We start from the raw sequence: 11,573 nt of genomic DNA, 5'->3' as shown, positions 1-11,573 counted from the left end.
TGAGCCTCCGAGAATCTTCCTCATACCCTCAAACCAATATCCACCTCAGCCCGATGCCACGTTAGAAGTGCGCCTTTCGCGCTTCGCGCTGAATCCAGCTTGGTGACTCCATGAAAGGTCCAGAATGCCAACAGTCCAGCACACCGACGATTACCCCAAACCGAGCATTGATGTCGTTGTTGTCGGTGAAGCCCTCGTGGACATAGTTGTCTCTCCCCGAGGCACTGTGGAGCACCCCGGTGGATCACCCGCAAACGTTGCCTACGGACTCGGACGGCTGGGTGTGGACACCGAATTGTTGACCTCGATCGGCGACGACCGCTATGCCGCCGCTATCGAGAAGCACCTTCGGAGCGCCGGTGTTAATCTCTTGCCCGGTTCCAAGGGCCGTGGCCGAACCGCTACGGCGACTGCGATTCTGGCTTCCGATGGTTCAGCACATTATGACTTCGACATCCGATGGAACCTCCCGCGGATCGCTCCGGCGACCCTTCCCAAGGTCCTGCACACCGGCTCGATAGCTACCTTCCTGGCGCCGGGAGCGGCATTAGTAAGAGAGCTTCTCGAGCAATCACATCAGCGCTGTGTCGTCACCTACGATCCCAACATCCGCCCTGCACTGCTCGGCAGCCAATTTGAGGCAAAAACCATCTTCGAGGAACTCGTCTCGTTCACAGAGGTAGTTAAACTCAGCGACGAGGACGCACTGTGGCTCTATCCGCGGCTATCCCTGGAAGACATCTCAAAACGTATCCTTGAACTTGGGCCCGGGCTCGTCGTCGTCACCATGGGAGCGGAGGGATCCCTGCTTACAACGGGAGGCACGCGGGTAGTCGTTCCATCGGTTAAGTCTGCCGTGGTCGACACCATAGGGGCCGGCGACTCGTATATGTCTGCCCTGATCTACGGACTCCTCATGCGCGGGGCAGATGGGCTGGCACCGTCGGTGCTGGAGTCGCTAGGCCGCATGGCATCTAAAGCAGCGGCCATCACAGTACGCCGCCCAGGCGCTCACCCTCCAACGTCAGAGGAACTACGAGCGGAACTCCCGGAGTATCAACCGGTGGCCCAATGAAGCCCGGTGCAGGCGCCCTGGCATGTGCGATGACCGCGCAGGCGATCCACTACCGGGCCCCCGTAATCATCCGAATTATCATCCTGCAGCGCCACGTCGTGGCCGGCCTGACTCCCGGCGCCGTCAAGGGCTGAGAAACCACAACACAAAGGGAAGAACCTATGCCAAGCAACAACTGCTACGACGTGACTACGTGGCCCGTCGGCAATCCGTCCGAGGACGTCGGTGAAGTGATCAACAGCATCATCGCTGACATCAAGGACCGGCAGACTCTCACCGATGCGAACAATGGAGGAAAGCCAGGCGCGGTGATCTACATTCCGCCCGGGGACTACCACCTTCGTACGCAGGTGGTGATCGACGTCAGCTTCCTCAGGATCCATGGCTCGGGACACGGATTTACGTCGTCGAGCATCCGGTTCAACGTTCCCGAAGACGAATGGCCGGACTTGCATGAGCTGTGGCCCGGAGGGAGTCGCATTCTTGTCGACATTCCCCTCGGCGGAGACGGGGAGGAATCCAAGGGAGCCGCCTTCTACGTTGAGCGAAGCGGGAGCCCGCGGATCAGCTCGGTCGAGTTCTCCAACTTCTGCATCGACGGGTTGCACTTCAACTCGGATGGCTCGGGGATGCATCCGGAGAACACCTACGTCAACGGCAAGACCGGCATCTATGTCGCGAACGCCAATGACTCATTCCGCGTAACCGGCATGGGGTTCGTCTACCTTGAGAACGCTCTCACTATCTACAACGCGGACGCGCTTTCCGTTCACGACAACTTCATCGCTGAATGCGGAAGCTGCATCGAGCTGCGCGGGTGGGGACAGGCATCAAAGATCACCGACAACTTGGTCGGAGCAGGCTTCAAGGGTCACTCGATCTACGCCGAGAACCATGGCGGGCTCCTGATAACCGCGAACAACGTCTTCCCCCGTGGTGCGAGCAGCGTCCATCTCGACGGCGTCACGCGTTCAAGCGTCACCAACAACCGTTTGCATTCGTTCTACCCTGGGATGCTGATTCTCGCAGCGAATAGTTCCGAAAACCTCGTGGCCACGAATCACTTCCTGCGTGACCACGAGCCCTGGACGCCCTTCCTGGGAGTCGACAACGGACTGGACGACCTCAACGGACTTCTCTGTGTCAGCGGCAACAACAACTCTGTCATCGGCAACCACTTCTCCCAGATCATCGACTCACAGAGCATCCGGCCGACAGGTGCGACGCCTGTCATCATCCGGCTGATGGCGGGGGTTGGCAACTTCGTCTCCAACAACCATGTGGTGGCGATGGACGTTCACTCCAAGTCAAGTGATTCCTGCTTCTCGGCTCAGGTGGACGCTCTGTTGACGACCAAGGCTTCGGACAGCCTCGCCGTTACGGCCGTCATGGTCGATTCCGAATCAGCTCGGAATACGATCCTTGATTCCGGAAGTGACGCCCAAGTTATCGCAGATAGGGCTGTTAACGCCTTTAGGGCCACACCCACGGTCGGTTTCTAGGTGTATTAACCACAGACGTTAGTGACGGTCGGCGTGGTGTGGTGACATGAAGAAGACCTCCGAGTGGAGTGGGGCTTGTCTAGAGTCCAATTCCACAAACGGAGGTCTTCAATGTCCCACCCTAATGCTTTTCTCGCCCGCAGGGGACGGATCGAGCTGGCAAAGTGCATTGTCGAGGACGGCTGGCCGTTACGTCGGGCTGCAGAACGTTTTCAGGTCTCCGTCCCGACCGCGGCGCGCTGGGCCAGCCGCTACCGGGAGCTGGGCGAAGACGGCATGGAGGACCTCTCCAGCCGGCCGTCCCGGTCCCCGCGCCGCACTCCTGCCCGGCGGGAACGACGAATCATCGCGCTGCGGGTCAACCGCCGCTGGGGGCCGGCGAGGATCGGTTACCTGCTCGGTATCCACCCGTCCACCGTGCACAAGGTCCTCTCCCGGTACCGGCTTGCCAGGCTGTCGTGGCTGGACCGGGCCACGGGCAGGGTGATCCGCCGCTACGAGCACCAGAACCCCGGGGACATGGTCCACGTGGACATCAAGAAACTCGGCCGGATTCCTGACGGCGGCGGACACCGCGTGACCGGCCGGGCCGCGGGGAACCGGAACAAGACCGGCACAAACGCCAACCGCAGGCCCGGCTACGCTTACCTGCATAACGCAGTCGATGACCACTCCCGCTTTGCCTACACCGAGATCCTCTCTGACGAGAAGAAAGAAACCGCCGCCGGCTTCTGGGAACGGGCAAACGCTGCCTTCAACGCCGCCGGGATCACGGTGAGCCGGGTCTTGACAGATAACGGCTCCTGCTACCGCTCCCGCGTCTTCGCCCAGGCTCTCGGTGCGGACATCAAGCACAAACGCACGCGCCCCTATCGCCCCCAGACCAACGGAAAGGTTGAGCGGTTCAACCGCACCATGCTCGACGAATGGGCCTACGCGAAGCCCTACGCATCAGAGGCCGAGCGTGTTGCCGCTTTCCCCGCCTGGTTGCACCACTACAATCACAACCGAGGCCACACCTCACTCAAGGGTCAACCACCCGCCAGCCGTGTCACCAACCTCCGTGGGTAATACATCTAGGCGGCATGTGCACTTGTGGCCCAGCTTCACGGTGGAGCGCGATCGAACGAGCAATGCTCAGTTGAACTTGCCCGTCCTTGGTGTCAAGCTTGAGACGCCTAATGCGGGAGCTAGCCGTGGGAGATTTCCATCAGAAGGCCGATGCCGGTTTGGAGACCGTTCGAACGTCGCGGCGTGGCAGCGCCGAGAGCGCGCCCGGACGAGAAGTCGCCACTGGGACGGTGCTGGCGTTGCAGCATGCTGCAGGTAACCGAGCCGTCAGCGGGCTGATCGGTTCGGCACCTCTTCAGCGTCAGCCAAGTGGACCTGCAGCGAACATCCCGGCAGATCGTGGTGATCTCGAACGCGGGTTTTTCTCCGTCACCAAGAAGGTGACCTACGGCGTGCGAGTGGCGGGACCCCAACGCCCCGACGGCCTGTGGTTCGATCATCTCTTTGAGTCGCGAGCAGAAGCAGAGGCCTATGCGAAGTCAGTTGCTGCCAAGGGAGAAGGGGCAATTCGCGACTCCGCGGGGCTTCCTCGCGCCTTGCCCGCCAAGGCCCCCGGAGGCGCACCCGTGCCCGGAAACCCGGTCGTCAACGTCTATGTCGTCGAGGTGCCGGCCGGGACGCCAACCGTCGCGGGCGCCGTACGTTCCCAGCCCGAAAGCAGCGCTGCTCCGGGACTGCCGAAGTCCTATCCGGGAGGTGGACCGCAGACGGTGATCGCCGCGGGAACCAAGGAAACAGTCGTCAGCGTATTCCGCGTTAGCGGGGTTGTAACGCCTCCCAGCCACCAGCTTCCGCCGGCTGCAGTAACGAGTGGGGCTTCGGGGGCGGTTGCCACCGCTGAATCGAGAAGCCTGCTACCAGTCACTCTCCGTAGCGTGCTCCGCGAAGCCGTCGAAAGCGGACTACTGAGGGCCATGGCGCGAAACCTCGTACAGGGCTTGATCATAGGCGCGCTTGTCGGGCTTATCACTGCGTGGGCACATCGCGGCATCCTCGATCAGCGCCTTGCCAGGTTGGAAGCCGTCATCCGCGACCGGCTGGCTGAGGAACTCCCGTCGGGGTTGGAGAAGGCGCTGCGCCACCCGACCCAGACAATCTTCGCCTGCATTGTCCGGGTCTCCCACCCGAGCGGGATCTCCCTCGATCTTCGCGGCCGCGGCGAAGGTCCACCCGATGCCCGTCCCGAGCACGTGCGGGTGTTCTTCGACATGGAGCCGCACGACGGCGAACTCGCCCAGGGCAACAGCGGGGATTGGGTGCACTTCGAGACCTGGACGGAGTATGGCAAGTCTCTTCCGCTAGACACTTTGCTTGAGCAGGTGTCACCGCAGTTGCGCCAAAGCTTCACCATGGAGAAACAGCGGGCGCGAGAAGTGTTCTACTCCGAGCACCCTGGCCAGCGCCCGCTGTCGAGCGTCTCCTCCAAGCCGAGCGAGGACCCGGTCACTCCTAGTCGGCAGTAGAGCACCCACCCGAGTCAGAACGGCGACGGACGATCTTGCGACGAGCAGCAGCGCTGTGCCCGCCAGGCTGACGGTCGTGAATCGCTGAAGAAACCCGAGGTTGCAGTTTGGTGCCGGGTTGTCGTCCTGACGATGTCCCCAGAAGGTGTTGGGCGCACTGGTTGGCCCATGGTCGGGCCGTCATGCCATCGGGCGAGCTGACCGTGCGTTCGGCGCCGAGGGCAAGCGTCGACTTCGCCGACTTGATCTTGAACTTTGACAAGAGGACTGACGTTGCGCGTCAAGTTAGCGGACACCTACCTGACCGAACGGGGAAAGCAGTCGCCGTTCGGCATCGGGTGCGACAATGTCCCTGTGGCCAACTAACCTCCAACCTCACAGTCGGTCCGATTGGCAACCGTCGTGTGGGCGTAAAGAAACGGCCCGCACGCATCTGCGCACGGGGCCGTTGCAGGTTTCTAAGAGCTGACAGGGAACTCGAGTCGCCCAGCCGTCTCGTCTTGTGAGATTCCGTTCAGTATGGGGCCATTTCGGAATGTTGACCCCTGTGTTAGTGGGAAATCTTCGTTCACTTGAAAAAGCCGTTTGTTCCAACGCAGTTGGCCTTTTTTGTCGAAGTCTGTCAGCTCACACGGCTGGAGAGGACAGACCACGTGATCCCGCAAAGGACTTCGGGGATCCGCCGCTCCGTCTCTTCGGAGGAATCCCTGGCCCTCGCCCATATTTCAAGCAACGCGGAACGGCGCGCGAAGACAATGTTGGCTGAGGTTGGGGTCGTCAATCAGTTTGCGTGCGGCATCCTATTGGGCGGCGAAAAGCGGTTCCGGCTCCCCCATCTCGTCAGCACCACCCTCAATCCCGTTCAACTGTTCAATGAGCCGCAGCGCCTATGGGTATAGCCCAACCTGATGTGAGGTTTGCCGCCTCCGAGCGACGGACTAGGGTCACCATCCGCTTTTTTGGACGCCCTGGCCAAGAAGCCTTGAAATCCCCGGGCGCCCTTTAGCCACGTCTTCGGTCAGCTACACAAGCGGTGGTACTAATGGGTCAGAGTCCGGCGTTTCCCCCGGACGCTCTCGACGCTCCAGAAACAGAGGGCCAGCCCACAGAACACGGTCCCCACGCAAAAACGCCAGACCTCGTTCAATGCGGCCCGAAGGACGGCGCCAGACCCAGCAGCGGACCCAACACGAAAACGCTCAGCACGGCCGCCACCATCGCACAAGGGTCGGGCCGGGGTCAGCGCCACCCGAGCTGCGGCGCCACGTGCTTCAGGATCGAGTCGATGACGTGGGCGTTGTACTCGACGCCGAGCTGGTTCGGGACCGTAAGCAGCACGGTGTCGGCCGCCGCGATCGCCTCGTCCTCGGCCAGTTTCGCGACCAGCTCGTCCGGGGTGCCCGCGTAGGACCGGCCGAAAACCGCCCGGGTTTTCTCGTCGATGTTGCCCACCTGGTCGGAGCTGAAGCGGTCACGGCCGAAGTACTTCCAGTCGCGCTCCTCCGTCAACGCGAAGATGCTACGGCTCACCGAGACGCGCGGCTCCCGCTCGTGCCCGGCCTCCTTCCAAGCCTGCCGGTAGAGCTCGATCTGCTCGGCCTGCTGGACGTGGAAGGGCTTGCCGCTCTCGTCGTCCTTGAGCGTCGAGCTCTGCAGGTTCATGCCGAGCTGCGCGGCCCATACCGCCGTGGCGTTCGAGCCAGAGCCCCACCAGATGCGCTCTCGCAGGCCCTCCGAGTGCGGCTCTACGCGCAGCAGGCCCGGAGGGTTAGGGAACATCGGGCGAGGGTTCGGCTGCGCGAAGCCCTCGCCCGTAAGTACCTCGAGCAGGCGCTCGGTGTGCCGGCGGGCCATGTCGGCGTCGGACTCGCCCTCGGCAGGGGAGAAGCCGAAGTGGCGCCAGCCGTCGATGACCTGCTCTGGTGAGCCCCGGCTGATGCCCAGCTGCAGGCGGCCGCCCGAAATGAGGTCGGCCGCACCCGCGTCCTCGGCCATGTAAAGCGGGTTCTCGTAGCGCATGTCGATGACGCCCGTGCCGATCTCGATTCGGCTTGTCCGTGCCCCGATTGCGGTGAGCAGCGGGAACGGGGAGGCGTATTGCTGCGCGAAGTGGTGAACACGGAAGTAAGCGCCGTCCGCGCCGAGCTCCTCGGCCGCGACCGCGAGGTCGATCGCCTGCAGGAGCGCGTCCGACGCGCTGCGCGTGCCGGACTGCGGGTGGTCGGTCCAGTGGCCGAAGGACAGGAATCCGATCTTCTTCACATCAGGAGCCAACCCCGGGTCGATGGCAGGTATTCCTGGGCCGCGGCCTGACCGTCGGCCAGTTAGCTCCCAAGGGGTGATGCGGGACGAAGGGAGTCACCGCTGCTTCGGGCCGGCCCCAAACCTAAGGTTCTCGCCCCACTATGAGCTTGCCCCTAAAGCCCTTCCACGCGTGCCGCCAGCGCTGGGCAAAGTCCATTAGGTTGGCGCCCACGCCGGTGTCCCTGGAGACCATGACCGGCCCGTCGGGCGTGTCGAACCGGTTGCCGAAGTTGCTGTCCCGGGCACAGTCGTTAAGGTCGGTGCCGAACGACTTGTGCAGTAATTGGTCATCCCGATGATGCCCGTAGTGGGTCCTCGGGGTTAGACGCCGCGGATTCGTGGCGCCTGGGCGGGAAGACGCGCACAAGGCCGTCCCGGTCGCCGAGGCCGAGGACCTGAACCGGCTTCAATTGGTTTTTCAGCGGGCAGTGAAAGCCATTAACCGATAACGAGGTTACGGCTGTTCCAGCGCATGCATCCTAGGCACGTTGCGCCGCGGTTTACCACGCCCCACTCCCGGGAAATGATCCGGGTTGTTTCCAGATTGAAATTGCCGGTTTGAGCTCGTTGACGATGTGTCCTGAGGAGAGCGGAAAGATTCGACGAGAGACCTACACTGAGAGTACTCATTGGTGAGTCAAGATGGGCCGTTATGAACACTTCTGCCGCTGATCGTCGTTCGACCAGGAAGGCGTCCGCCAGCCGTGTCGCCTGGCTGGCCACGGCCTCTGGGGCTGCCACCGTGTTGGTATTCATCCCGATAGTGCTGGGTAATCCTTCCACGACAGACCCGGCCCCGGCCGGCTGGTTGGTCGCCATGCTTTTGGCGGCTCCCCTTACGGCTTATCTTGGCAGCCGCCGCCTTGGCATTCCGCTGAAGATTGCTCCTTCTTTCTTGGTCGGACTACCTCAACTGCCTCTGCTCGTATTGCTGTCCGGGGCCAGCGTTTGGCTTGACGTGCAGCGCGGTCACTTGCTCGCCGGTTCCGGAGAAGAATCCATGTCCTACGGAATAGGGACAACCGCCGCATTCATCGCTGGCATTATCCTGCTGATTCTGGTGGCCGCTGCCGCCATGCTCAGAACACGACGCCGCGCAACGAAAAAATAGTGGCCCAGACCGGCCCTTTTTGATCGGAGAGGATCATGCTCCAGGCCCTGCTGTGCAAGCTGAATATCCGCCATGAATGGCATGTCGAACACAACGAAGACGGCAGTCTATATAAGCGCTGCATACGTTGTGGCAGAGATGACGACCGCGGTGGTGGCGGGACCGGCGCCCCGGGAGCGTGGGCCGGTCCTACAGGCATGGGCTAATCCCGTCCCCGCGAAGCCACGGCCCGGCGCTGCGAGGAGTCAGCGCAGATGGCTGGCGCGGGCCTGCCGCGTGCCTCTGTGTCTGCACTGCGACAAGGAATACGCCCAAACCTGATACTCAGACCTGCCAGTAACGGCTGTGATTGATGCAATTTCGCCGGCCAAGGGCCCTATTTGAGACAGATCACGCTTACCCTCCGTACGACCCGCCCAGCAGCTCGATTAGCAGCCCGGCGAACGCGGCAGGAAGGGCAATGATCCCGCCAAAGAACGTCAACATAGCTGTCGCTGCCTGTGAGATTCGGCAGACCGACAAGCAGCGCTGCAGCAGCGACCGCAAAAGTCACCGGCCGTGCCCGGCCGCTTAAGAGCGACCATGCGGCGGACCCGACAGAAGCTGCCGCTCCCAAAGAAGATCAGCACATGTCCGGACCTTTCCCGAACGAAAGCGTCGGGGTATCCGAACAGGAAGAGTGTCATCAGCATTCCCCACGCTGCGAGGCCAATGGACGCCAGGACACCCAAAGCCCACAGCGCGGACATCATGCGGCAGTGAAGACTCATACGGCCAACTTACTAACGCCATCGGTTTAGAGGGATGCTGTCTTTGCGCTGCGGTCTCACAGGCGCGGGAGCCAGCTGAGGTCGCGGACCGTGAACGTCCGCCCGGACGTCACGTACTCGGTCATGACCCCGTACTTGGTGTTAACGAACGCAGACCCGGTGAAGCGGGGATCTTCAATGGCAGCCAGGGCAAGCCTGACTCCCTCGCCTTCCGCTTCAGCTCCCGCCACCCTGTGGTCGTCCGGGATTCCGCCCCAGATCCGCATGGACAACGGAAAGAACAGGGCGATCTCCGGTGGCAGGTAATCGTCCCGGTCCCGTGGCGTCTCCTCGATCTTTCCGTTGCGGTAATAAATCCTGCCGCCACGGGCAGGCGTGAACAACCAGGTCTTGTGATCGTCGGTAACCGTCCAGATCCTGTCGCTGTAGCTGTAGCTGACCATGACTTCGACTGACTGCCGGGCGCCACTTTCCAGGTTCACCTGATCGACGATGGCGCCTACACTGCGCTGCATTGAGGAGTTCCGCACGGCGGTCAGAATCGACAGCAGGGTTCTCAAAAGATTCATCCACAGCCGGCGTCCTTTACCTGGGAAACAGAGGGCAAGCTATTAGGAGTCAATCTATCCGGAACGGTGCCGATCTCTGAGAGCTGGCTGCTGAGCAACCGGCTTGTGCTGGGCCGGCTCCCCTCATCCGCCTGGATGTAGCAACCGATGGTGCAGAAGTCGATGACTCAGCCCGTGTCAGGATTCACCCCCGAAGCGTCAGGTCCGCGCGGGCTGCCTCCAGCATCTTCGGTTCGTCCTCCAGGACGTCTACCGGGCGGGCTCCTCCAAGAAAGCAGTTGGGCGCGCAGAGCACTGCAGCAGATGGGTGGCCTCCCACCGGGAGTCTCGGCCCAGCTCAATGACGCGGGCCACTCAGGACGCACCGCGCGGGTGCCGGGGTCGAGCTGGAAGCCCTGGTAGAGGATTCTGCCGCCGCGCCTGAAACCAAGGATCCGTCCTTTTTTGGCGAGACTGCGGGCCAGATTCCGGTTGGTCCTGCTGGCGCCGAGCAGTTCGGCAACCTCGGCACTGCCGAGAAGCCCGAACTCGCGGTCGATGGCGCGCCACCGGTTTTCCTCTGCCTGCACCGAACGGGCGAACTAGGGCTGGCCTCACGCCCCCGTTCAATATGTCGGATGACTTCGGCCAACGCGGCGGCAGAGCGGATCAGATTCTCTTCCTGCGACCTGAGCCGCTCCCTGATTTCAGCTTCATCCCGGGCATTCAGAGAGGCTGAATGACCAGTCATGGTGATCAACTAGTGCCGTCCGACTCCCCCTGGCCTGAGGACGCCGCTGCCATTCCAGATGCAGCACTTTGCGAACGAATCAGGATGGATTTAGGGCAGCTATCTTCACTCTTAGGTTGTCCCAGGCAAAGAATCCGACACCGTACTTTTTATCTTGTGGCCACCGACAACGAGTACCTGAAATCGACCTAATTGCGGATCTAGGTTCGTACCCGTGTCCAGCCCGTCCCGCCAGACGGGCTGGGACGTGAGGGAAGGATCTCAGCGCCTCGGTGCGGATGGCGCAGCAGTATTTTGGTTGCTCAGTTCCAGCGGCAGCATCGGCCTCGACACCACCAGGAGAACCGGGACAGACCGCTACAGACCCGTCCGGCCCACTCCGTACTTGGCCTGCTGCGGGGTGTAGCCCTCAAAGATCAGCTGATCAAACAGCCCGCCGCGGGAGAAGGCGGAGTATTCGAGGTAATTTTTGGCTGTTTTGGCGGCCTGCTCGTTCCAGTTGACTGTCACGCGGTCCACGGCCCAAGTCGCATCGGCGGTCGAATACTTCTCGAATTCCAGTTGCCTGATCAGACCGACGCGAGAGAAGGCGGAGTATTCGAGGTAATTTTTGGCTGCTTTGGCGGCCTGCTCCTTCCAGTTGACTGTCACGCGGTCCACGGCCCAAGTCGCATCGGCGGTCGAATACTTCTCGTACTCCAGCTGCCTGATCAGACCGGAGCGAGAGAAGGCGGAGTATTCGAGGTAACGAGCAGCTGTTTCCAGAGCGTTCCGCTGGCTGATCGTCCTAGTTTTGGCGGCGGCCTCAACACTGACCGTTCTGGTGACCCAAGGTCCGTAGGCACGGTTCTTGCCGTTCGCGGACTTTGCGATGGCCCGGATCTTCACCGTGTGCGTGCCGGCCTGCGCCACCGTGGCCCACTTGGCGCGGGACGACGCGGGGACCCTTGTAGGTTTTGGATCCGACCTTGATCTCGT

Annotated in this window: 9 protein-coding genes; 6 read left to right on the top strand and 3 right to left on the bottom strand. The window is 61.9% G+C overall.

The genetic code is table 11. From position 1 onward, the window contains the following. The first annotated feature begins 124 nt into the window (after positions 1-124). The 5 genes from QFZ69_RS07995 to QFZ69_RS07975 all read left to right on the top strand — a co-directional run bounded on the left by QFZ69_RS07995 (position 125) and on the right by QFZ69_RS07975 (position 5,111). Positions 125-1,075 carry a carbohydrate kinase gene (locus tag QFZ69_RS07995; protein ID WP_306917084.1) on the top strand — a complete coding sequence of 317 codons (951 nt, stop codon included), beginning with the start codon at positions 125-127 and terminating at the stop codon, positions 1,073-1,075. Further along, positions 1,072-1,209, top strand: coding sequence for a hypothetical protein (locus tag QFZ69_RS07990; RefSeq protein ID WP_306917082.1), 138 nt, complete (start codon positions 1,072-1,074; stop codon positions 1,207-1,209). The genes QFZ69_RS07995 and QFZ69_RS07990 overlap by 4 nt, the downstream gene beginning before the upstream one ends. Positions 1,210-1,236: 27 nt before the next feature. Continuing rightward, positions 1,237-2,577, top strand: a complete 1,341-nt coding sequence (locus QFZ69_RS07985) for a NosD domain-containing protein (protein WP_306917081.1) — start codon at positions 1,237-1,239, stop codon at positions 2,575-2,577. A 111-nt stretch (positions 2,578-2,688) separates the two neighbouring features. Beyond that, positions 2,689-3,648, top strand: coding sequence for an IS481 family transposase (locus QFZ69_RS07980; RefSeq protein ID WP_306913615.1), 960 nt, complete (start codon positions 2,689-2,691; stop codon positions 3,646-3,648). Positions 3,649-3,773: 125 nt separating this feature from the next. After that, entirely contained in the window at positions 3,774-5,111 is a 1,338-nt protein-coding gene (locus QFZ69_RS07975; RefSeq protein WP_306917079.1) for a hypothetical protein, read from the top strand. A gap of 1,239 nt (positions 5,112-6,350) precedes the next feature. On the opposite strand, the gene QFZ69_RS07970 is transcribed toward QFZ69_RS07975, so the two are convergent. Further along, positions 6,351-7,373 (bottom strand): LLM class flavin-dependent oxidoreductase, encoded by a 1,023-nt coding sequence (locus QFZ69_RS07970; protein ID WP_306919633.1) that lies wholly within the window; start codon positions 7,371-7,373, stop codon positions 6,351-6,353. A gap of 694 nt (positions 7,374-8,067) precedes the next feature. Here QFZ69_RS07970 and QFZ69_RS07965 point away from each other — a divergent pair. Beyond that, on the top strand, positions 8,068-8,526 hold the full coding sequence (locus QFZ69_RS07965) for a hypothetical protein (protein ID WP_306917075.1): 459 nt from the start codon (positions 8,068-8,070) through the stop codon (positions 8,524-8,526). Positions 8,527-9,352: 826 nt separating this feature from the next. Here the strand turns inward: QFZ69_RS07965 and QFZ69_RS07960 are convergent. Beyond that, the gene (locus tag QFZ69_RS07960; protein WP_306917073.1) at positions 9,353-9,865 is read right to left on the bottom strand and encodes a hypothetical protein; all 513 of its coding nucleotides are present in this window, start codon (positions 9,863-9,865) and stop codon (positions 9,353-9,355) included. A 1,087-nt stretch (positions 9,866-10,952) separates the two neighbouring features. Continuing rightward, positions 10,953-11,507: an Ltp family lipoprotein gene (locus tag QFZ69_RS07955; RefSeq protein WP_306917072.1), complete on the bottom strand. Its 555-nt coding sequence runs from the start codon at positions 11,505-11,507 to the stop codon at positions 10,953-10,955. Positions 11,508-11,573: the final 66 nt, after the last annotated feature.

This window comes from Arthrobacter sp. V1I7 (genome assembly GCF_030817015.1).
Taxonomy (GTDB): domain Bacteria; phylum Actinomycetota; class Actinomycetes; order Actinomycetales; family Micrococcaceae; genus Arthrobacter.
This window is presented reverse-complemented; position numbering and strand designations above follow the sequence as displayed.

What these genes read in the sequence shown, in the direction of transcription:
- QFZ69_RS07990 (WP_306917082.1), top strand. Translation starts at nt 1,072, where the DNA reads ATGAAGCCCGGTGCAGGCGCCCTGGCATGTGCGATGACCGCGCAGGCG.
- QFZ69_RS07985 (WP_306917081.1), top strand. Translation starts at nt 1,237, where the DNA reads ATGCCAAGCAACAACTGCTACGACGTGACTACGTGGCCCGTCGGCAAT.
- QFZ69_RS07980 (WP_306913615.1), top strand. Translation starts at nt 2,689, where the DNA reads ATGTCCCACCCTAATGCTTTTCTCGCCCGCAGGGGACGGATCGAGCTG.
- QFZ69_RS07995 (WP_306917084.1), top strand. Translation starts at nt 125, where the DNA reads ATGCCAACAGTCCAGCACACCGACGATTACCCCAAACCGAGCATTGAT.
- QFZ69_RS07960 (WP_306917073.1), bottom strand. Translation starts at nt 9,865, where the DNA reads ATGAATCTTTTGAGAACCCTGCTGTCGATTCTGACCGCCGTGCGGAAC.
- QFZ69_RS07965 (WP_306917075.1), top strand. Translation starts at nt 8,068, where the DNA reads ATGAACACTTCTGCCGCTGATCGTCGTTCGACCAGGAAGGCGTCCGCC.